This is a genomic window from Kribbella caucasensis, from assembly GCF_004361855.1.
In the GTDB taxonomy this organism is placed as follows: Bacteria; Actinomycetota; Actinomycetes; order Propionibacteriales; family Kribbellaceae; genus Kribbella; species Kribbella caucasensis.
Window position 1 is genome coordinate 190,443 of record NZ_SNWQ01000014.1, and the last position, 21,477, is coordinate 211,919.

At 67.5% G+C, this 21,477-nt stretch carries 20 protein-coding genes; 5 read left to right on the forward strand and 15 right to left on the reverse strand.

Annotation, left to right across the window (positions count from 1 at the left end; genetic code table 11):
• Positions 1 to 59 precede the first annotated feature (59 nt).
• The 6 genes from EV643_RS27185 to EV643_RS27210 all read right to left on the reverse strand — a co-directional run bounded on the left by EV643_RS27185 (position 60) and on the right by EV643_RS27210 (position 6,275).
• Complete coding sequence (locus tag EV643_RS27185; RefSeq protein WP_133802986.1) at positions 60 to 761, reverse strand: ribonuclease FAU-1 family protein; 702 nt, start codon at positions 759 to 761, stop codon at positions 60 to 62.
• Positions 758 to 2,161, reverse strand: a complete 1,404-nt coding sequence (locus tag EV643_RS27190; RefSeq protein WP_133802987.1) for a class II fumarate hydratase — start codon at positions 2,159 to 2,161, stop codon at positions 758 to 760. The genes EV643_RS27185 and EV643_RS27190 overlap by 4 nt, the downstream gene beginning before the upstream one ends.
• A gap of 71 nt (positions 2,162 to 2,232) precedes the next feature.
• Positions 2,233 to 2,880, reverse strand: coding sequence for a spermidine synthase (locus EV643_RS27195; protein ID WP_133802988.1), 648 nt, complete (start codon positions 2,878 to 2,880; stop codon positions 2,233 to 2,235).
• Between the two features lie 7 nt (positions 2,881 to 2,887).
• Positions 2,888 to 3,583, reverse strand: a complete 696-nt coding sequence (locus tag EV643_RS27200; RefSeq protein WP_133802989.1) for an aggregation-promoting factor C-terminal-like domain-containing protein — start codon at positions 3,581 to 3,583, stop codon at positions 2,888 to 2,890.
• A gap of 161 nt (positions 3,584 to 3,744) precedes the next feature.
• Entirely contained in the window at positions 3,745 to 5,079 is a 1,335-nt protein-coding gene (gene phoH2, locus EV643_RS27205; protein WP_133802990.1) for an RNA 5'-3' helicase PhoH2, read from the reverse strand.
• A gap of 416 nt (positions 5,080 to 5,495) precedes the next feature.
• Positions 5,496 to 6,275, reverse strand: a complete 780-nt coding sequence (locus tag EV643_RS27210) for an isoprenyl transferase (RefSeq protein WP_133802991.1) — start codon at positions 6,273 to 6,275, stop codon at positions 5,496 to 5,498.
• A 312-nt stretch (positions 6,276 to 6,587) separates the two neighbouring features.
• On the opposite strand from EV643_RS27210, the gene trhA reads away from it, so the two are divergent.
• On the forward strand, positions 6,588 to 7,307 hold the full coding sequence (gene trhA, locus EV643_RS27215) for a PAQR family membrane homeostasis protein TrhA (protein WP_202869777.1): 720 nt from the start codon (positions 6,588 to 6,590) through the stop codon (positions 7,305 to 7,307).
• Positions 7,308 to 7,404: 97 nt separating this feature from the next.
• Complete coding sequence (locus tag EV643_RS27220) at positions 7,405 to 8,601, forward strand: phosphotransferase (protein WP_133802992.1); 1,197 nt, start codon at positions 7,405 to 7,407, stop codon at positions 8,599 to 8,601.
• On the opposite strand, the gene EV643_RS27225 is transcribed toward EV643_RS27220, so the two are convergent.
• Positions 8,602 to 9,072, reverse strand: a complete 471-nt coding sequence (locus tag EV643_RS27225) for a nitroreductase/quinone reductase family protein (protein ID WP_133802993.1) — start codon at positions 9,070 to 9,072, stop codon at positions 8,602 to 8,604.
• Positions 9,073 to 9,116: 44 nt separating this feature from the next.
• Between EV643_RS27225 and EV643_RS27230 the strand changes: the two genes are divergently transcribed.
• Positions 9,117 to 9,605, forward strand: a complete 489-nt coding sequence (locus tag EV643_RS27230; protein ID WP_238165834.1) for a hypothetical protein — start codon at positions 9,117 to 9,119, stop codon at positions 9,603 to 9,605.
• Positions 9,606 to 9,614: 9 nt separating this feature from the next.
• On the opposite strand, the gene EV643_RS27235 is transcribed toward EV643_RS27230, so the two are convergent.
• From EV643_RS27235 to mca, 6 genes are all read right to left on the reverse strand, one after another.
• Positions 9,615 to 11,033, reverse strand: a complete 1,419-nt coding sequence (locus EV643_RS27235; protein ID WP_133802995.1) for a M28 family peptidase — start codon at positions 11,031 to 11,033, stop codon at positions 9,615 to 9,617.
• Positions 11,034 to 11,129: 96 nt separating this feature from the next.
• Positions 11,130 to 13,205 (reverse strand): M4 family metallopeptidase, encoded by a 2,076-nt coding sequence (locus tag EV643_RS27240; protein WP_238165835.1) that lies wholly within the window; start codon positions 13,203 to 13,205, stop codon positions 11,130 to 11,132.
• A 224-nt stretch (positions 13,206 to 13,429) separates the two neighbouring features.
• The gene (locus EV643_RS27245; protein WP_133802996.1) at positions 13,430 to 15,409 is read right to left on the reverse strand and encodes a thioredoxin domain-containing protein; all 1,980 of its coding nucleotides are present in this window, start codon (positions 15,407 to 15,409) and stop codon (positions 13,430 to 13,432) included.
• A 47-nt stretch (positions 15,410 to 15,456) separates the two neighbouring features.
• Positions 15,457 to 16,485 carry a CopD family protein gene (locus EV643_RS27250; RefSeq protein ID WP_133802997.1) on the reverse strand — a complete coding sequence of 343 codons (1,029 nt, stop codon included), beginning with the start codon at positions 16,483 to 16,485 and terminating at the stop codon, positions 15,457 to 15,459.
• 239 nt (positions 16,486 to 16,724) lie between these two features.
• A complete protein-coding gene (locus tag EV643_RS27255) occupies positions 16,725 to 17,084 on the reverse strand; it encodes a hypothetical protein (RefSeq protein ID WP_133802998.1) in 360 nt (119 codons plus the stop codon).
• A gap of 40 nt (positions 17,085 to 17,124) precedes the next feature.
• Positions 17,125 to 18,036, reverse strand: a complete 912-nt coding sequence (gene mca, locus EV643_RS27260; protein WP_202869778.1) for a mycothiol conjugate amidase Mca — start codon at positions 18,034 to 18,036, stop codon at positions 17,125 to 17,127.
• Here mca and EV643_RS27265 point away from each other — a divergent pair.
• Positions 18,024 to 18,440: a DUF4307 domain-containing protein gene (locus EV643_RS27265; protein WP_133803000.1), complete on the forward strand. Its 417-nt coding sequence runs from the start codon at positions 18,024 to 18,026 to the stop codon at positions 18,438 to 18,440. The two genes, mca and EV643_RS27265, sit on opposite strands and share 13 nt — an antisense overlap.
• A gap of 382 nt (positions 18,441 to 18,822) precedes the next feature.
• Complete coding sequence (gene greA / locus EV643_RS27270) at positions 18,823 to 19,332, forward strand: transcription elongation factor GreA (RefSeq protein WP_133803001.1); 510 nt, start codon at positions 18,823 to 18,825, stop codon at positions 19,330 to 19,332.
• Positions 19,333 to 19,399: 67 nt separating this feature from the next.
• Here the strand turns inward: greA and EV643_RS27275 are convergent, their stop codons facing one another.
• Together EV643_RS27275 and EV643_RS27280 are read right to left on the reverse strand one after the other, a co-directional pair.
• Positions 19,400 to 20,239: an ABC transporter permease gene (locus EV643_RS27275; RefSeq protein ID WP_133803002.1), complete on the reverse strand. Its 840-nt coding sequence runs from the start codon at positions 20,237 to 20,239 to the stop codon at positions 19,400 to 19,402.
• On the reverse strand, positions 20,236 to 21,273 hold the full coding sequence (locus tag EV643_RS27280; protein ID WP_133803003.1) for an ATP-binding cassette domain-containing protein: 1,038 nt from the start codon (positions 21,271 to 21,273) through the stop codon (positions 20,236 to 20,238). The genes EV643_RS27275 and EV643_RS27280 overlap by 4 nt, the downstream gene beginning before the upstream one ends.
• Positions 21,274 to 21,477: the final 204 nt, after the last annotated feature.

Below are 21,477 nucleotides of genomic sequence, written 5' to 3' on the forward strand. Positions count from 1 at the left end.
CCGAGCGGCCCCCGCTGAAGGGCGAACACATAGCGTGCTCGCCCTCAACGGGACCACCGTCAGCTGAGCAGCTCTTCGGCGACGTGGGCGACCTGGAAACCGACCGGAGCCGTGGGCAGCCGCCAGTCGGGCGGAGCGGACCAGTCCCGCCAGCCGTCGGCGAACGGGGACGTCCAAGCCTCGATCTCCCGTACTGCGGATCGGGCGTCGGCGATGATCCGGTCGGACTCGGCCGGCGTGAACCGGCCGGCCGCGACGGCACCTTCGAGCTCGTCCTCGTCCTTCCACTCGATCGTGCGGTCAGGTCTGATCCACAGGTCGAGAACGTGATCGACGGTGCTGGTACGGCGTGCTTCGGCGTCGCGGACGTGTTCGGCCTCGAGGTTCACGTACCAGCCGCTGAAGGAACCGTCCTCGTGCCAGAAGTGCCAGACCGACCAGGGTTTGCCAGTGGGCGAGACCTTGAGGATGCCGGTCCCGTGCCAGATGTCGAGCTTCAGCACCCGCTCCTCGGTGAACATCGCCACTGGACCGGCGTGCCGCATCTCCCGGCCGTCGGTGAGCACCGGCCTGATCAGCGGTGTCCCCGGAGCCAGCCAGGCGACCAGACCGTCCGCGTCGTCCCGGATCACCGTCATCGGCCGCACGTTCGGCTTGTCCCGATGCCGCCCGGTCCCCTCGTACACCCACTCGATCCCGGTCCCCGGCTGCCAGAACCCCTCAGCCCCGACCTCCGGGCTCGCGGCCGCCCCCGCCGTCACGCCTGGGCCGGACGGGTCATGGAGAGGACGTCTAGAGCGGCCTCGAGCTGCTCCTCGGTCAGGTCTCCCTTCTCGACGTGACCGTTCTCGATCACGACCTCGCGGATCGTCTTGCCCTGCTTCAGGGCGCTCTTCGCCACCGCGGCCGCGTTCTCGTACCCGATGTAGCGGTTCAGCGGGGTGACGATCGACGGCGACGACTCGGCCAGCGCGCGGGCGTGCTCGACGTTCGCGGTGATGCCGTCCACGCAGCGATCCGCGAGCAGCCGGGACGCGTTACCGAGCAGCTCGATCGATTCCAGCAGGTTCCGCGCGATCACCGGGAGCATCACGTTCAGCTCGAAGTTGCCGCCGGCACCGGCCACCGTGATGGTGGTGTCGTTGCCCATCACCTGCGCGGCGACCATCAGGGTGGCCTCGCAGATCACCGGGTTCACCTTGCCCGGCATGATGCTCGATCCCGGTTGCAGGTCGGGCAGCGCGATCTCGCCGAGCCCGGCCCGTGGTCCGGATCCCATCCAGCGCAGGTCGTTGCAGATCTTGGTCAGGCTGACCGCGACCGTCTTCAGCTGACCCGACAACTCCACCAGGCCGTCGCGGGCACCCTGTGCCTCGAAGTGGTCGGACGCCTCGGTCAGCTCCAGCCCGGTCCGTCGGTTCAGCTCGGCGATCACCTTCGCCGCGAACCCGGGTGGCGTGTTGATCCCGGTCCCGACCGCGGTCCCGCCCAACGGCAGCTCGGTCACCCGGGGCAACGTGGCCCGCACCCGATCCGCACCCCGGCGTACCTGGGCGGCGTAGCCGTTGAACTCCTGGCCGAGCGTCACCGGCGTCGCGTCCATCAAGTGGGTCCGGCCGGACTTCACCACCTCGGCGAACTCGGATCCCTTACGGGACAGGGATTCCGCCAGGTGCTCGAGCGCGGGCAGCAGCTCGTTGACGACGCCGGCGGTCGCCGCGACGTGGATCGCCGACGGGAACGTGTCGTTACTCGACTGGCTCGCGTTCACATGGTCGTTCGGGTGGACGTCGGAACCCAGGTCGCGGGTCGCCAGCGTCGCGAGCACCTCGTTCACGTTCATGTTGGTGGACGTGCCGGAGCCGGTCTGGAACACGTCGATCGGGAACTCCGCGTCGAACTCGCCCGCGGCGACCCGGCCTGCCGCCGCGACCACGGCGTCCGCGACCTTGCTCTCCACCACCCCGAGCTCGGCGTTCACCACCGCGGCCGACGCCTTGATCTGCGCCAGCGCGTGCACGAGCGCCGGCGCCAGCGGCCGGCCGGAGATCGGGAAGTTCTCCACCGCACGCTGGGTCTGCGCCCGCCACAACGCGTCGCGGGGCACCTTGACCTCGCCCATCGTGTCGTGCTCGATCCTGAATTCCTCGTCGTCACCCATACCTTGAGAGTACTTCGATCGGACCTGTCCGCCGGATCCGATCGACCCCCCTGTGGACAACGCCACAGCGACTACGAGCCACCCTGATACACGTAGTACAACTCGTCTCGCCCCTGCAGCTTCACCGGCACAGGCGAGACCGCACACCCGCCGAAGACAGCCCGTACGGCGGTCTCCAGCGCCGAGGACGCCGACGACGACCACACCGTCAGTACGCCGCCCGCGCGCAACTTCTGCCGGCACACACCCAGAAACCCAGACGAGTAGATCGCGGAATTCTCGTTGTAGACAAGGAAATCCGGCCCGTTGTCCACATCCAGCAGAATCCCGTCCAACGCCCCATCCCCCTGCGCCGCGACCACCGCCCGTACGTCGCCCACGGCAACCACAACCCGCGGATCATCCAGCACCGATGGCACCACCCCGGCGCGCATCCACTCGACCAGAGCCGGCTCGATCTCGGCGACCACAACAGAGCGCACCCGCGAATCCCGCAGCAACGCCCGCACCGTATAGCCGAGCCCCAACCCACCCACCAGCACCCGCGACGGCGACGCAGTACCTGACAACGCAACGTCCGCCAACAGTTCCTCGCTGGACGTCTCCCGATCGTCCATCACGAACACCCCGTTGACCCGCAACTCCAACGCCCCATCACCCCGCCGCCGCAGTACGAGCTCCCCACGCTCGCTAACCGCCTGCGCCACGACCGAACTCACACGGGTATTAGTACCAGCCCTTGGCCTTTGAGTGGGACCAGGCTTCGCAGGGGGAGCCGTATCTGTCCTCGATGTAGTCCAGGCCCCACTTGATCTGGACCACCGGGTTCGTCCGCCAGTCGGCGCCGTACGACGCCATCCGGTTGCCTGGTAGCGCCTGTGCGATGCCGTACGCGCTGGAGGTCGGGTTGTCCGCGGTCACCCGCCAGTTCGACTCCTTGGTCCAGAGCTTGTCCAGACAGGTGAACTGGTCTTCTTTCCAGCCGTGGTTGTCGAGCAGGTTGAAGGCGATCTCCTTCGGAGTGCCTTCCATCTCCTTGCGGGCGGCGTCCCGGCTGGCGCGCTCCTTGCGGGAGTCCGAGTTCGTCTTCTGCAGCGCCTGGTAGCGGGCCAGCGCGGCGTTCTTCGCCTTGCGGCGGAGCGCGGCCTGGTCCTGCGACGCCTTGCGGGCCGCCTCGACGGCCTCCATCTGGTTCCGCAGCCGGGTGACTTCCTTGGCCTGCTCGGCAGCCGTCAGCGGTTTGGCCGACGGCTTGGTCTGCCGGCCCTTCTCGCTGTTCAGTACGGCGAGCTCGGCCCGGCCGGACACCGGGTCGGAGGCCGCGGTGCTGGTGGGGGTGGTGAAGAGGTCCATACCTGCGACGAAGGAAACAACTGCGATCCCACTCACCGCGAGGACCGCGACGGAGCGCTTGGCTTTCATCTGTCCTTCCGAGAGACCCGACCCCCGTCGGCTGCAACAGGAACATACTCTGGCGTAAACGGACCGTCATCACAAGCAGGTCACGAACCAAAGGTGCGGCCACAGAGTCTGTGGCCGCACCTAATGGAACGGAAGTATTACAAGGCCTTAACAGAGGCCTGTCACAGTTGCACGTCCTCCAGCATCTCGGTGACCAGCGCGGCGATCGGCGACCGCTCCGAACGGGTCAGCGTCACGTGGGCGAACAGCGGGTGTCCCTTCAGTTTCTCGACCACCGCGACGACGCCGTCGTGCCGGCCGACCCGCAGGTTGTCGCGCTGGGCGACGTCGTGGGTGAGCACCACCCGCGAGTTCGCGCCGACCCGGGACAGCACGGTGAGCAGCACGTTGCGTTCCAGCGACTGGGCCTCGTCCACGATCACGAACGAGTCGTGCAGCGACCGGCCGCGGATGTGGGTCAGCGGCAGCACCTCGAGCATGCCGCGGTCCATCACCTCGTCGATCACGTCACTGCTGGTCAGCGCGCCGAGCGTGTCGTACACCGCCTGGGCCCACGGCTGCATCTTCTCCGACTCGGATCCGGGCAGGTAGCCCAGTTCCTGACCGCCGACGGCGAAGAGCGGCCGGAACACGACCACCTTCTTGTGCTGCCGCCGCTCCATCACCGACTCCAGCCCGGCGCACAGGGCCAGGGCCGACTTGCCGGTGCCGGCCCGGCCGCCGAGCGACACGATCCCCACGTCCGGGTCGAGCAGCAGATCGAGGGCGACCCGCTGTTCCGCGGACCGGCCGCGGATCCCGAACGCCTCCCGGTCGCCGCGGACCAGCCGGATCCGCTTGTCCGGCATCACCCGGCCGAGCGCGCTGCCCCGGTCCGACAACAGGACCAGACCGGTATGGGTCGGGAACTCGCCGGCCTGCCGCAGTTCCAGTACGCCGTCCTCGTACAGCGCGTCCACATCGGCGGTCTCGGCCTCGACCTCGCTCATCCCGGTCCAGCCGGACGACAGCGCCAGTTCCGCGCGGTACTCCTCGGCCATCAGCCCGCAGGCCGACGCCTTGACCCGCATCGGCAGGTCCTTCGAGACCAGCGTGACGTCGCGGCCCTCGGCCTTGAAGTTGCACGCGACCGCGAGGATGCGGCTGTCGTTGTCGCCGAGCCGGAAACCGGCCGGCAACGTCTCCGGATCCGTATGGTTCAGTTCGACCCGGAGGGTTCCACCCTTCTCCCCCACTGGCAGGGGTGCGTCCAGACGTCCGTGCAGAATCCTGAGCTCATCCATCAGGCGCAGCGCGGTGCGAGCGAAGTAGCCGAGCTCAGGGTGATGCCGTTTGGCCTCCAATTCGGTGACGACGACAACCGGAATGACCACCTCGTGCTCGTCGAACCGCAGCAATGCGTGCGGGTCGGAGAGGAGCACCGAGGTGTCCAGCACGAAAGTGCGCTGGTCCGGTGTGGATGAGGTACTTGACGCCTTGGCGTGGGTGGCAGCCATGTCGCACGTCCTCTCGGGCCGCGACGTGCACCACGCCCGGCCCACCAGTGGTTAGGTGTTGGACCGGGATTGAGGGTGTCTCCCCCCGTCCCGGAGGTCTGGTGCAGACCCCCTCCGGCGCACCGCACGAGCGTCGCCGGGGACCAGCGAGATCGAGACCCAAGGTCTCGGGCACTCCGTTCTGCCCCTCATGGGGCGACCGGCTGGCGAACGATTCTCATCTGATCGGGCCTCCCGGACAGCCGGCTTCCCCTCCGACCGTCACTCAGAAGGGTAGGTCGGTCCTGGTAACCCCGCAGCCCGACACGCCCGCCTACGGCGGTTAACGGCTTGTTACACCTTGCCCCCACCCAGGCAAGCCACACCGAGGCCCGTACTACGCGCCGCTGCGGGCGTCGTACGGAGCCGCGTAGTGCTCAGGTGCCGAAGCGGCGTTCGCGTTGGGCGTAGTTGCGGATGGCCCGGAGGAAGTCGACGTGCCGGAAATCCGGCCAGAGCGCCTCGCAGAAGTAGAACTCGCTCAGCGCGCTCTGCCAGAGCAGGAACCCGCCCAGCCGCTGCTCGCCCGACGTGCGGATGACCAGGTCCGGATCCGGCTGGCCCTTGGTGTACAGGTGCTCGGCGATGTGCTCGACGTCGACCCGCTCGGCCAGCTCCTCGATCGAGATGCCCTTCGCGGCCTCCTCCAGCAGCAGCGAGCGGACCGCGTCGGCCAGCTCGCGCCGGCCGCCGTACCCGACCGCGACGTTGACCAGCATGCCGTCGACGGTGTGAGTGGCCGTCTCGGCGCCCTTGAGCACCTCCGCGGTGTTGCCCGGCAGCAGGTCGAGCGCGCCGACCGGGTGGACCCGCCAGCGGCCGATCGAGGCGAGCTCCTCCACCGTCTGCTCGATGATCCGCAGCAGTGGCTCCAATTCCTCGGCCGGCCGGGTCAGGTTGTCGGTGGACAGCATCCAGACGGTGACCACCTTGACGCCGACCTCGTCGCACCAGTCCAGGAACTCCGAGATCTTGCTCGCGCCGGCCTCGTGACCGCGCGACACCGGGTCGCCGGCCGCCCGGGCCCAGCGCCGGTTGCCGTCGATGATGACGCCGATGTGCCGCGGCATCCGGTCCGGCGACAGGGATCGCGCCAGCCGGCGCTCGTAAAGGCCGTAGACCGCGTTGCGCAGGCGCTGTTTCCCAGGTGTCCGCATAGGCAGATGCTCTCCTCGCCGAAACTCTCTCAACCAGGGCCGTCTGCCGTCGCGTGCAGGCGTGCCCCAACGAGGCTAGCCGAGATTCGCGGTGGCGGAGAGCGCTCGGCGAACATCCAACTTTCGGCCCGTTCCAGGCGTCGAACCAGGCGTGAGCTGTGTCCGGTCGATCCACAGCCGTCTCACAGACACTCCGGGAAGGCCGTTTCACCCCGTGATTTGGCCTACATTTCATCCTTACGGACCATTGAACCTACGGAACCGTAGGTTACGGTTGCGTAGGTACAGTTCCCAGCGCTCGAGAGGATGGCGATGACGGCCAGGACCGCGAACAGCGAGACCGCGACCAGCACCTCACCCCACGAACTCGGGCACCGGATCTCCGGCAAGCTGGCCCCGCTGAAGCCGAAGCTGCGCGGCTGGCTGCACGCCGGCACGTTCCCGTTCGCGACCGCGGCCGGCATCGTGCTGATCTGCCTGGCCCCCAGCGCGAGCGCCCGCTGGGCCGCGGCCGTCTACACGCTCGGCTCGATGCTGCTGTTCGGCATCTCCGCGCTGTACCACCGGTTCTACTGGGGCCCGACCGGCGAGGCGATCCTGCGCCGGCTCGACCACAGCAACATCTTCCTGCTGATCGCCGGCACCTACACGCCACTGGGCATGGTGCTGCTGCGCGGCGACGACCGGATCCTGCTGCTCAGCATGGTCTGGGGCGGCGCCCTGCTGGGGATCCTGTTCCGGATCTTCTGGGTGCACGCCCCGCGCTGGCTGTACACCCCGATCTACCTGGCCCTCGGCTGGGTGGCGATCTTCTGGATGGGCGACTTCTACACGCTGGGCGGCGCGTCTGTCGTCACCCTGCTCGCGATCGGCGGCGGCCTGTACTCGATCGGCGCGGTCATCTACGGGACCAAGCGCCCCAACCCGTCGCCGCTGTGGTTCGGCTTCCACGAGATCTTCCACGCCTGCACGGTGGCCGCCTTCATCTGCCACTACATCGCCGTCAGCATCGCGACGTACCGAGCGGGCTGATCGTCCAGCCCGATCAGGCCGGGGGGACCGGTACCTGAAGACTGGCTGAAGAAAGCGCGGCAACATGGTGTCAAAGCCACGTTGACCGGGGGGCATCATGAGCACGACCACACCAGACGAGGCGTTCGCGCCGTTGGGGCGAGACGCCCTCGACGACCAGGAGTACGCCGACCTGGTCCGCACCGTCACCGGACAACCGGACGCCGAACCGGCCGACGTCCGGGTCGAACCGGTCAACTACCTGATCGGTACGCCGAGTACGGAGGCGCTGCTCCGGGTCTTCGGCACCGCCAGACTCGCGGACGGTACGACGACCCGCTGGTCCTGCTTCGTGAAGAAGCTCCAGTCGCCCCGGCACTGGTCCCAGATCGAGCTGGTACCCGAACACATCCGGGAGAAGTTCATCCAGAACCTGCCGTGGCGGCTGGAGATCGCCGTACACGAGGGCGACCTGAAGGCGCTGCTGCCGGAAGGAATGCGGCTGCCCACGCTCTACCGGACGGACGTGCACGACGACGAGCGGGCTGCCCTCTGGATGGAGAACGTCGACCAGGCGCCGGGTCCGTGGCCGCTGGAGCGGTTCGAGCGGGCGGCCTACCTACTGGGCAGGTTGTCGGCGCGACGCCAGCCGCATCTGGTCAAGCCACTGCTGCCCCGGGGAGACGTCGAGACACCCGGCGTCGGGCTGCGGTACTACACGAACGGCCGGGTGATGATGGGTGCTCTGCCGGCCCTGGCCGACGCCGACACCTGGCGGCATCCGCTGCTGGCGGCCGCCGTCTGCAGCACGGGCGACCACGGGCTGAAGGACGATCTGCTCGAGCTCGCGGAACGGCTGCCCGTAGTACTGGACGCGCTGGACGCCTTGCCGCAGACCTATCAGCACGGGGACGCGAGTCCGCAGAACCTGCTGGTCACCAAGGACAACGAGGACGAGTTCGTGGTGATCGACTGGGGCTTCGACTGCCCACAGGCGGTCGGATTCGACCTCGGCCAGCTACTGGTGGGCCTCGCCCACGCCGGCGAGCTCGCACCGAGCACGCTGCCCCTGATCCACCGGGCCATCGTGGCGGCGTTCATGCAGGGTCTGGCCGCCGACGGGATGAGCGTGTCCGAGGAAGAGGTGCTGTACGGCTACCTCGGGTCGCTGATGTGCCGGGCGACGTTCACCGCGCTGCCGCTGGAGATCCTCAACAAGACCGGAGACGCGGCGACGCTCGCCATCTTCGAGCAGCGCGTCGAGCTCACCCGCGCACTGGTCGACCTGGTCCGCCCGATCAGCCAGAAGAACTGATCAGCTGGGAGTGAGGACGAAGACCCGGATCGCGCGGCCGCTGCGTTCGACGTACGTGTCGTACGCAGGCCAGACCCGGATGACGAGAGGCCAGACCCGGTCCCGCTCCGCCCCTTCTGCCAGGGCGGCGCGGACCGGGATCTCGCGGCCTCCGGCCAACGAAACCGTGGCTTCGGGTGAGGCGAGCAGGTTGGCGGACCATGCCGGGTGATGCTGCTGGCCCCAGTTCGACGCTGTCACGACGAATGCGTCCCCGTCGGGTGCGTACAGCAGCGGCACGGTCCGCGGCAGGCCGGACTTCCTGCCGTTGGTCGTCAGAAGCAAGGTGGGCAAGGCAGTACGGCCGATGACGGTGATCCGGCCGCCGGTCTTTCGTTGCAGCCAGCGATCAACCGGTACGGCAGCGCGACCGACGGTAGCGAACCACGGCCGGTGCCCTAACGACCGGATGACATTCGTGTACCAGCCCATGCACGAAGTCTGCCGTCACCCCGCGGGCGGGTATGCATGAGGGTGTGAAGAGCATCCGGTACGCAGCACTGGCAGCCGTCGCCGGCCTGGTCCTGACCGGGTGTGGCGACGAGCCCGACTCAAACAGCGGAAGCAATCCAACCACCAGCGCACCGACAAGCAGCAGTACTACGACCGGCGGGTTGCCGCTGACCGTAACCCGCACAGGTGGTTTCGCCGGTTTCGACGACCGCGTCGTACTGGGCGCGGACGGCATCGCCAGCGTCAGCAAACGCGGCAAGGACCCCGTCCGGTGCAGGCTGGACGCCGGCCTGCTCACCACCATCACCGATGCGGTCAAGCAGATCGACTGGACCGATGTCGGCACGACCAAGCCGACCGTCCGGTATCCCGACGACATGATCATCGCCGTCGCCGCGAGCGGTGGACTCACCCGCCTCGAAGACCCGAAGGTGAAGCCGTTGGTGACTCCGGTGAGCCAGCTGCTCACCGAAGCCACCGTGCCGCCCGGCAAGCTCTGCAAGGCGGTCTAGCGGACGGGCCTAGCTCGTCGTCAGCGCCACATCGTCGATCACGAAGCTGGTCTGCAGCGACGAGTCCTCCTGGCCGAGGAACTTCACCGTGACGGTTTTCCCCTTGTAGGCAAGGACGTTCAGCGTCTTCTGGACGTACGACGTGTTCTTGTTCAGGTTCGAGTACGTCGCCAGCGTGGTCGTGGTCCCGCTGTCCACGATCTGCACCTTGACCGTGTCGTACACCGTCGAGCCGGTCGTCTCGGCCGTGTCGATCCGGATCCACAGGGACAGGGACGCGGCCGTCGCCGAGGCCGGGATCCCGACGGACTGGCCGATGTTCTCCGTGGAGGTGCTGCCGTTTCCCTGCAGCCAGGCCTTCCAGCTGCCGGTACGGGCTGGCCGGCCGGTGTTGTTGGTGATCGGGCCCGACGTTCCGGTCCAGTTCACCGCACCCGATTCGAAGCCCGGGTTCAGGATCAGGTTGTTCCCGGTCGGCGGCTCGGTGGTGCCGTAGTCCTTCTGCGCGTAGTTCCAGATCATGTGACCGATCGCGTCGATCTGGCGGTCCAGCGAGGTCAGGTTCAGGTTGCTGATGTTGTCGCAGGACCGGTGGTAACACGGGTCGAACGCCTGCCCGGCCGTGCCGCCCCATTTGGTGGCCTGCGCGGACGACTTGGTCCCCTCGGCGCCCGAGAACGTCCCGGCCGTGGGGATTCCGAGCGACCGGAACGCCGCATGGTCCGAACGCCCTTGGACGTCGATGAACTCGGTCTGCACGCTCTTGCTGGTGAAGTAGCTGACCAGATCGTCACGAGCACCATTGCCGGCCGGATTGTCGTCGTACACGAAGTAGCCCGGGTTCGGCGACGCGATCATGTCGAAGTTCAGGTACAGCTCGATCTTGTCCCGATCGGCCGATGGCAGGTTGTTGACGTAGTACTTCGACCCGAGCAGCCCGAGTTCCTCAGCTCCCCAGAAGCCGAAACGCAATCGGTTTTTAGCCGTTTGCGTGCTGGCAGCGTAGGCAAGTGCGGTCTCAAGTACGCCGGCGCTACCAGAGCCGTTGTCGTTGATCCCCGGACCGGAACTGACGCTGTCCAGGTGGGATCCGGCCATCACGACGTGGTTCGCGTCGCCGTGCGGCCATTCGGCGATCACGTTGTACGACGTACCGGCCGAGGTGGAGAAGGACTGCAACGTGGTGGCGTAGCCGGCCGTGTCGAGCTTGGCCTTCACCCAGTCGGCGGACGCTCGGTACCCGGGCCGGCCGGTGTACCGGTTGCCGCCGTTGTTCGTGGCGATCGACTGGAACTGGTCCAGATGGGCCTTGGCGTTGGTGACGGAGATATCGGGCGACTCGACCGCCGTCGCCGTACCGCCGGGGACGACGAGGACGGTGGCGACCAGGACAGCGCCGAGCGCGCCGTACCGGAGGGACTTCAGCATGGGGACACTCCTTTGCCTCACAAAGGAATCCGGGACACACAGCCTGGGCGGAGGCCGTGTGCCCCGGACTGGATCACAGCGGGACTGATCCCTTGATCAGCTCGTGGTCAGCGAGGTGTCGTCGACCACGAAGCTGGTCTGCAGCGAGGAGTCCTCGTTCATCAGGAACTTCACCGAGATCGTCTTGCCCTTGTAGGCGGTCACGTTGAAGGTCTTCTGCACGTAGGTCGGGTTCTCGCTCAGGTTCGAGTACGTCGCCAGCGTGGTCGTGGTGGACCCGTCGACGATCTGGATCCTCGCGGTGTCGTACACCGTCGAACTGGTCGTCTCCGAGGAGTCGATCCGGATCCAGAACGAGAGCGTGGCGCTGGTCGCGGTCGCCGGGATGGAGACCGACTGGGCCTCGTTCTCGGTGCTCGTGGTGCCGTTGCCACCCAGCCACATCTTCCAGGTGCCGGTGCGGGCCGGACGCCCGGTGTTGTTGGTGATCGGGCCCGAGGTGCCGGTCCAGTTCACCGCGCCGGACTCGAAGCCCGGGTTCAGCAGCAGGTTGCCGCCGGTGGGCGGCGGCTCGGTGCCACCGGTGCAGGCAGCCGCGCCGGCCGGGACGGAGATGCCGTTGAACGCGGCCTCGATGCCCTTGCACTGCGTGGAGTCCGCGCCGTACAGCTCCTTGGCGGAGTTGATCGCACCTTCGCGGGCGTCCTTGTACGTGCTGCCCGAGCTGAGCTTGGTGCTCAGCGTCCGGTACCAGACCTTCGCGGCCACGTCACGGCCGACCGGCGTGATGGTGGCGCCGTTGCAGGCGGTGCTGCTGTGCGTCACGCCACCGATGACCTTGCTGCCGGTGCCCTCGGAGGCAAGGTAGAACCAGTGGTTCAGCGGGCCGGACGAGTAGTGCGGGTCGAGCCCACCAGTGCTGGTCGACCAGCAGTCCACGCTGCCACGGCCGTCCTTGGACGGCTTGTCCATATAGCGCAGCGGGGTGCCGTTGCCGTTGATGTTGATCTTCTCGCCGATCAGGTAGTCACCCGGGTCGGACGAGTTGTTCGCGGAGAACTCGACGGCGGTGCCGAAGATGTCCGAGGTGGACTCGTTCAGGCCGCCCGCGTCACCGGAGTAGTTCAGGTTGGCGGTCGCCTCGGTGACACCGTGGCTCATCTCGTGGCCGGCCACGTCGATCGAGGTCAGCGGCCGCGCGTTGCTCGCGCCGTCGCCGTACGTCATCTGGCTGCCGTCCCAGAACGCGTTCACGTACGCGTTGCCGTAGTGCACGCGGGACCGCGCACCCTGGCCGTTGTTGAAGATGCCGTTCCGGCCGTGGACGTTCTTGTAGTAGTCCCAGGTCAGCTGCGAGCCGTAGTGGGCGTCGACACCGGCGGTCTGCCGGCTCGAGGTGGCGCCGTTGCCCCAGGTGTCGTCGGGGTCCGTGAAGGTGGTGCCGCTGCCGGAAGTGGCGCCGTTGAGGTCGGTGGTCCAGTTGCCACCGCGGCTCGGGTCGGTCATCGAGTAGCTGCCCGAGGTACCGATGCTGACGGTGCCGGAGTACATCGAGTTGCCGGTACCGGTCTTGACCTCGTCGTCCTGATCCAGCAGCGCGCCGGTCTTGGCGTCGATGAAGGAGTGCAGCACCGAAGGGGTCTGGTCGGCCTTGACGCCGGTGGTGACCACCTCGTAGGCGAGCACCGGCTTGGCCGGCGTCACGAACACGACCAGCGTGCCCTTGTTGGAGGTCGCCTTGAAGTCCGCCGTCTTCGCCGCCTTGGTCAGCGCAGCCGACTGGGACAGTGTCGGCTTGGTCGCGACCCCGACGGACTTGGCGCCGCGGTTGTAGGTCACCTCGCCAATGACCTCGCCCTTGCGCTTCACGATCAGGTCACCGCCGACGACCTCCAGACCGTTGTAGGTCCGGTCGTAGCGGACGTACTCGGTGCCGTCGGCATCCTTGACGACGTCGCGGACCTTGAGCACCTCACCACTTCCCAACCCGAGCGCGGTCGCCGTCTTGGCGGTCAGCGCCTGCTCGGCCTGGACGGCGGCCGGCTGGTTGAACCCGGAAGCCGGAAGTGGAGCGGCTCGGTCTGCGGCACCGGCGGGCGAACCGGTGAATGCCCCAGCGAGTCCCGCTGTTGCGACGATGGCCACCGCCCCTGCTGATGTCAGTCGTTTCAAGACAACATCTCCTCACGGTGTGGTCGCTGTTTGGGCGCAGCGACCGATATCAAATGGGGACGCCGGATGTGTGGCCCATCAGTGCCACTGCTCAGTTGTGACACTATGTGTCAAGACATGCGAGATCTGTTACATCCGACTGTTGGAGGACTCTGGCCCCCGGCGGGGGCTGAGTCAAGGGAAACTGCTGAAACGACAGGGAAAACCCGCACTGACGCGCGTTGTCAGCGGGCGGTCCGCAACTCCCGCCGAAGGTCTTCCGGCAACACGACCGGCAGCCGGCAGGTGAACTTCTGACACACGTACGCCGCGGCGCGGCCGCCGACCAGATCCCGGCCGGCCAGCAGCGGTACGTCGGATCCGGGCCGGCCGGACACCACCGCGGTCCCCCAGGGAGCATCGGTCAGAGCGGTGCGGACCAACTCGGCCGAGTCGCCGACGATCGCGATCTCCAGCGGTCCCGCTTGCTGGGTCTCGGCCACGGCCAACGCACGACCTGCGAACCTCGGTGCCCGATCAGCCAGGGCCGCAGACGCCCTGAGTCCCGCCGTGGCGGCTTCCTCGTAGCGGGCCGATCCGGTCACCGAGGCGAGAGTGGTGAACGCCTCGGCCGCGAGCGACACCCCGGACGGGCTCGCGTTGTCGGTCGGATCCTGCGGTCGCCAGACGAGCGGCTCGGCGTCGGCCGCCGTGTCGAAGAAGGTGCCATCAGCAACGAACTGGTCGAGCACCCGTCGCAGCAGGCCTTCCGCGATCTCCAGCCACTGCTCGCCATTGGTTGTTGCCAGCAACGTGAGGCAGGCCTGGGCATAGGCGGCGTAGTCCTCGAGGACGCCGTGCGCGGTACCGACCTGACCATCCCGTGAGGTCCGGTGGAGTCGCCCGGTCTCGTCGAGGTGGACGTCCCGGATGAGTTCGGCCGCCGTTACCGCCGCCTCGACGTACTCGGGCTTCTCCAGTACTACGCCCGCCCGGGCCAGCGCGGTGATCGCGAGCCCGTTCCATGCGGCGACCACCTTGTCGTCGCGGCCGGGATACGTGCGGCGCGCGCGGGCGGTTCGCAGTACGGTGCGGGCCCTTTGCCAGCCGTCCGCGTCGTCCGGATCCTGGCGGAGCTGGAGGACCGAGGTGCCGTGCTCGAACGTGCCGGTGACGTCGCAGAGGTCGATCACCCAGTCGGCGTCGTCGTTGAGGATTTGGCGGAGCTCATCGGGGTGCCAGACGTAGTACCGGCCTTCTTCGCCCTCGGTGTCGGCGTCGAGCGCGGAGGCGAAACCGCCCTCCGGAGTGCGCAGCTCCGCGAGCAGGAAGTCGGCGGTCTCGGTCGCGATCCGCTTCGCCAGCGGGGTGCCGGTGACGGCCCACCAGTGCGTGTAGACGTCGAGCAGCAGGGCGTTGTCGTACAGCATCTTCTCGAAATGCGGCACGACCCACTGCCTGTCGACGCTGTACCGCGCGAACCCGCCTGCCAACTGGTCGTACATGCCGCCCCGGGCCATCCGCTCACAGGTCTGCGTGACCATCCGCAGCGCGTCCTCGTCCCCGGTCCGGCGGTGATGGCGGAGCAGGAAGTCGAGCACCATCGACGGCGGGAACTTGGGCGCCTGGCCGAATCCCGCATCCACCGGATCGAAGTCCACCTTGAGCAGCGCGACCGCCTTGGTCAGCGTGGCTTCGTCGATGGCACCCTGACCTACAGCCTTGCGGGCGCCGAGCTGCTTGACGACGGACTCGCCGATCCCGTCGATCTGCTCGCGCTTGGTCCGCCATGCGTCGGTCAACGACTCCAGCACCTGCCGGAACGACGCCATCCCCATCCGCGCCTGGGCCGGGAAGTACGTGCCGCAGAAGAACGGCTCCCCCGCCGGCGTCAGGAACACCGACATCGGCCAGCCGCCCTGCCCGGTCATCGCGACCGTGGCCTCCATGTAGATCGCGTCCACGTCCGGACGTTCCTCGCGATCCACCTTCACGCTGACGAAGTGCTCGTTCAGGTACGCCGACGTCTCGTCGTCCTCGAACGACTCGTGCGCCATCACGTGACACCAGTGGCAGGCCGAATACCCCACCGACAGGAACACCGGCACGTCCCGCTCCCGCGCCTCCGCGAACACCGGCTCCCCCCACTGCTTCCACGCCACCGGGTTGTCCGCATGCTGCCGCAGATACGGAGAAGTCGAGGAACCGAGCTCGTTGGTGCCCATGGCAGCAACGGTATGCGGTGCCGGGCGGGCCGCTCGGTCGAGGTCCGTCAGTTGGTTTGTTCGAGGGCTACCGAGAGGCCGATGGCGGCGGCCATGATCACCAGTTCGACGATCACGAGTTGCCAGAAGCGGGGACCGGGTTCGATCAGGTTGGTGACGACCTGACGGCGGTGGATCCAGCCGCCGATGATGAGGAGCAGGAAGATCGCGGTCTTGGCCAGCAGCAGGCCGCCGTACGCGTTCGAGGTCACGACGTCCAGGACGTTGCCGAAACCACCGCCCATCGCGGCCAGCCGTGCGGCGGCGCTGAGCAGGCCGCTGAGCAGGACGGAGATCGACGAGATCAGGGCGACCTGGTTGTACCGCTCCAGCACATACGGCAGACCGTTGCGGCTCGCGCGCCCGTACCGAACCAGGCCGGCCAGTCCGCCGACCCAGCACGTCGCGGCGACGACGTGGATGACCAACGCGGCGCCGGCCAGCACGACGTACGACTCGTTGTTCGGGTACGCGGTCAGGGCGGTCGGGACCAACGCGGCGATAGCGACCAGTACACCGAGGCCGGCGGCGGACGAGGTCTGCACGCGGCGGATGCCGACCGCGAGGGCGACGACGAGAATGCCGGTGATGAGGAGGGACTTCACCTCGGGTACGCCGAGCGCGTCGTCCAGCCGGAAGCGCAACAGGTTGACCGGCGTATCGAGCAGGATCGCCGCGGTCACGACCGCACCGGCGAAGGCCATGACGGCCCAGATGATCGCGGAATTGCTGGCATCCCGGACCGCCCGGCGACCCTGCGGACCAAGCGAACCGCCGTCCGTGCGCAGCAACGCGACGGCGGCGAGCAGGGCGCCCGCGCAACCGACGGTCGCCATCGTGGAGACCAGCCGGAAGAACGGCTGCAACCAGGACACGAACAGGCCCGGGCCGCCGATACCCAGGACGTTCTCCTGCGGCTCGCTGTTGGCCGCGAGCATGGCGACGACCATCGCCAGCGAGGCGACCAGCACCGCGATCAAGCCGCCCGCGACCAGACGTCCGGGCATCCGGTGCCGGGCGGCGCGGGTCGCGGTCACTGAGCGTTCCCGCTATCGGCACGGTTGGACACGCGCTCACTATAGGGTGAGCTTTGTCACGACCGTCGCCAGCGACACCATCTCGTAACCACCGCATCGGGAACGGTTGCGCAGGCGTGACCTTCGCATCCAGGCAAGCAGATCCGGGCGTCATCGAACCCACTGCGCTTGCCGTCGGCATCGACCCCGTTCGGGCTCAGTGCTTTGCGTTTGGGCTCAGCGCATGTGTGCGTTCGGGCTCAGTGCTTGGTGTGCACGGGATCGTCCGCGTCGGCCTCATCGACTTGCTCGGCCTTGTCGGCCTGCTGGTCAGCCTTCGGCGCCGTCGACCCGGCAGCGCCAGCCGGGGCCGGTGAGCTGTCCGCCGACGACGGGCCGCCGGACCGTGCTGGGCCGTCCGCAGTGTCTTCCGGCGGAACCGGCTGTCCCCCGGTGGGGTCGTCGAAGTCGATCTTCTTCAGCTGCTTGCCCATGTTGCGCCACAGCAGCACCGTGGCGGCACCGAGCGCCAGCACGATGAGCAGGGCGACCCAGCCGGGACGCACCGTGTTCGGGTCGATCTCGCCCATCGGGAGTGCGGTCGTCGGAGGAAGGGTCATCGCGATCACCTGGCCAGTGTCTCACCGTTCCCGCCCGCCGTCAGCGCAGCCCTGCGAACAGGTCGTCCTCGGGGAGTTCGGCCTCCACCACACTCCGGGCCAACTCGTAGTCCTCCGTCGGCCACGCCTCCTGGTGAACCTCCAGTGGTACCGCGAACCACGCGCCGTCCGGGTCGATCTGGGTCGCATGCGCGAGCAACGCCCGGTCCCGCGTCTCGAGGTACTGCGCACACTCCACCCGGGTGGTGATCCGCCGCTCGTTCTCCGGGTCCGGCTTCCAGTCTTTCAACCGATCCGCGTACGGCGACTCCAGGCCGCGCGCGAGCATCGCATCGTGCAACGCCTTCATCCGCTCACGGTGGAAGGTGTGGTGGTAATACAGCTTCAACGGCTGCCACGGCTCACCGAGCTCCGGGTACGCATCCGGGTCGCCGGCCGCCTCGAACGCGGCGACGCTGATCTGGTGGCACATCACGTGATCCGGGTGCGGGTAGCCGCCGTTCTCGTCGTACGTCGTGACGACCTGCGGGCGGAACTCCCGGATCAGCTTCACCAACGGCGCCGCGGCGTCCTCCACCTTGAGCGCGGCGAAGCAGCCCTCCGGCAACGGCGGCGGCGGATCGCCCTCGGGGAACCCGGAGTCGACCCAGCCGAGCCACTCCTGCCGGATACCGAGGATCTCGCGCGCGGCGTCCATCTCCTGGCGGCGGATCTCGGTGATGTTCGCGAGTACTTCGGGCCGGTCCATCCGTGGATTCAGGATCGAACCCCGTTCGCCACCGGTACAGGTGGCCACCATCACATCGACACCTTCGGCCACGTACTTGGCTGTCGAAGCGGCGCCCTTACTGGACTCGTCATCGGGGTGGGCGTGGACATGCAGCAGGCGAAGATCTCCGGTCACAAGACACAATGGTCCTCCAAGCCCGAGGAGAACCGTTGACCGACCCATCCGCAACCGACCTGGACGCCCGTTACGGCCGCCGCTCGCGGACCCGCAAACCGCTGGTCTACGGCCTGGTCGGCCTGCTCGCAGTGATCGCCCTGATCTGGTTGCTCCGGGTCGCGTTCATCGAGTCGACGCCCACGGTCTCGTCCCGGCTGCTCGCCTTCTCCATCACCTCGGACACGTCGGCCACCGCCACCATCCAGGTCGACCGCCGCAAATCGGTCGAGGCCTCCTGCCGCCTCCAGGCCAAGGCCGCCGACTTCTCCATCGTCGGCGAACTGACCCTCACGGTCCCCGCCGACTCCCCACGCCAGCAAACCCTTCCCGCCACCCTCACCACCCAACGCACCGCCACCTCAGTAGTCCTGATCGGCTGCACCACCCCCGACTCCCCCCGCCCCCACTAACCCCTTCGCCGCCCGCCGGCTGGTCGCTTGTGGGGACCTTGAACAAGTTGTCGTGCCCTCGGTCATGCTGTGCGGTGTTGACGGTCCCGCGATGTTGTTCAAGGTCCCGGCGCTGTCCCGCCCGCACCCTCACGACCCGCGCCCGCCCGGCGCCCCGCAGTACCGGCGCTTTGTCCATTCCTCGGACAACGTGAGTCCCATCCGACCCCGCCGCGAGAGCAGCCGATTACACCGAGCCGCGAGAAATCGCTTTCCGGCAGGTTGAGAAGAGGCAGAGCTGTGGGGTTCTGAGCCTCTTCTTGCTACGCTCGATGGATTGGTCGCCGTCGACGACGGCGGCCAGAGGCTTTTCTACCCATCCCATCGACACAAGGAGCAGCCCGTGACGCAGAACATTCAAGACAGCGTTGTCTGGCTGACACAGGATGGCTACGACCAGCTGAAGTCTGAGCTCGAGCACCTGAAGGGCCCGGCCCGCGCGGAGATCACCCAACGGATCAGCGAGGCCCGGGACGAGGGCGACCTCAAGGAGAACGGCGGCTACCACGCGGCCAAGGACGAACAAGGCAAGATCGAGCTCCGGATCCGGCAGCTCGAGGACATGCTGCGCCGGGCCAAGGTCGGCGAGACACCCAAGGGCAAGGGCGTGGTCGAGCCAGGCATGAAGGTTTCCATCAAGTTCGCCGGTGACGACGAGGTGGAGACGTTCCTGCTCGGATCCCGCGAGCTGCTGGCCCTGGACTCGTCGGTCGACATCGACGTGTACTCGCCGCAGTCGCCGCTCGGTTCGGCCATCCTCGGCAAGAAGAAGGGCGACCGGGCCACCTACGAGGCCCCCAACGGCAAGGACGTCACAGTCGAGATCGTCGCCGCCGAACCCTTCACCGGCTAACCGCCACCAGCGCTGCAAGCGCCCCCGGCGGACAACCCGCCGGGGGCGCTTCTTTCGTCTGTACCTCTCAGTGGCCGGCGGTCAACCGGTACTTCCGGACGGCAAGCGGAGCGAACACCCCGATAATCACCGCGCACCAGATCAGACTGAGCCACACCGGATGCTGCGCCGGGAACCCATCCGGACTCGCGAACGGCGACGGATTGCCGAACAAATGCCGGCATGCCGCGACGATCGACGAGATCGGATTCCACTCCGCCACCGGCTGCAAACCACTCGGCAGATTCGGCGTCGGCACAAACGCATTCGACAAGAACGTCAACGGGAACAACCAGATCAACCCCGCCGACGCCGCAACCTCGGGACTCCCCACCGACAACCCGATCAACGCCCCCACCCACAGCATCGCGAACGCGAACAGCAACAGAATCGCGAACGCCGCCAACGCCTGACCGATCCCGTTGTGCCACCGCCAGCCGACGATGAACCCGCAGATCACCATCACCAGCATCACGAACGCGTTGAACACCACGTCCCCGATCACCCGCCCGGCGATCACCCCGGACCGTGCCATCGGCAACGACCGGAACCGGTCGATCAGCCCCTTCGACATGTCGTCCGCCAGCCCGACACTCGCCGACGCGACCGCGAACGCCATCGTCTGAGCGAAGATCCCGGACATCAGGAACTCCCGGTACGCCCTCGCCCCCGGGAAGCCCGGGATCGGGATCGCGTTGCCGAACACGTACGCGAACAGCAGGACGAACATGATCGGCTGGATCGTCGCGTAGATCAGCATGTCCGGTGTCCGCGGGATCCGCTTCAGCGTCCGCCAGGCGAGGATCCCCGCGTCGCTCACGGCCTGGCCGATCGGGCTCACCTTGGCCGACTCACGCGTCGTACTCATGCCTTTGCCTTCTTCCTGCTCGCCGGGCGACCGGCGGCCTCGTCGCTGTCGGTGGCGGTGTCGGTGTCACGGTTGTCGGTGGCGTGCCCGGTGAGGCTGAGGAACACGTCGTCCAGTGTCGGCCGGCGCAACGCGATGTCGGCGATCCGGATCCCGGCGCCGTCGAGGGTGCGGATGACGTCAACCAGCGCGGACGATCCGCCGGGCGCGGGGATGGTGAGCCGCTTGCTGTTCTTGTCCAGCGAGGTCGCCTCCGGATCGCTGATCTCCAGCGCCGCGGTGAGCAACTCCAGCGCGCGATACGACTCGTCCGGGTCGTGCGTGACCACCTCGATCCGCTCGCCGCCGACCTTCGCCTTGAGCTCGTCGGCAGTCCCGCGCGCGATCACCGAGCCGTGGTCGACGACTGCGATGCTGTCGGCCAGCTCGTCGGCCTCTTCCAGGTACTGCGTGGTCAGCAGGATGGTCACGCCTTCGCTGACCCGGTCCCGGATGATCTGCCACAGATCGAGCCGGCTCCGCGGGTCGAGCCCGGTGGTCGGTTCGTCGAGGAACAGCACCTTCGGGTGCGCGATCAGCGAACCGGCCAGGTCGAGGCGCCGCCGCATACCGCCGGAGTACGTCTTCAGGATCCGGTCCGCGGCGTCGGTCAGGTCGAAGATCTCCAGCAGTTCCTCGGCACGCTGCTTGGCCTGCTGTGTGGTCAGCCGGTACAGCCGGCCGAACATCCACAGGTTCTCCCGGCCGGTGAGCAACTCGTCGACCGCCGCGTACTGGCCCGACAGCCCGACCAGCTTGCGAACGGTGTCGGCCTCCTTGATCACGTCGTGGCCGAGCACCCGTGCACTGCCCTCGTCCGGCCGCATCAGGGTGGTGAGCACGCGGACGGTCGTGGTCTTGCCCGCGCCGTTCGGCCCGAGCAGGCCGAGCACACTCCCTTCCGGCACCTCCAGATCGATCCCGTCGAGGGCCCTGACCGTGTTCTTCCTGGCTCTGAACGTCTTCACGAGGCCTGTCGCCTCGATGGCAGCCATCCCAGCTGCTCCTTCCTCGATGTGATGCGGGTCATCCTGACTGAGCCCGCTGACAGAATGCGAAGGATTTTGTCTCTGGCTAAATACGTTAGCAGCTATATAAGCCATAGCAACAATACGAGCTTCGTGGCTTGGACTTGAGTCGATCAGACTCAACTGTTGCCCGTTGAGTCGACAAGGCTCAAGTCTGCGATCTACCGTCCC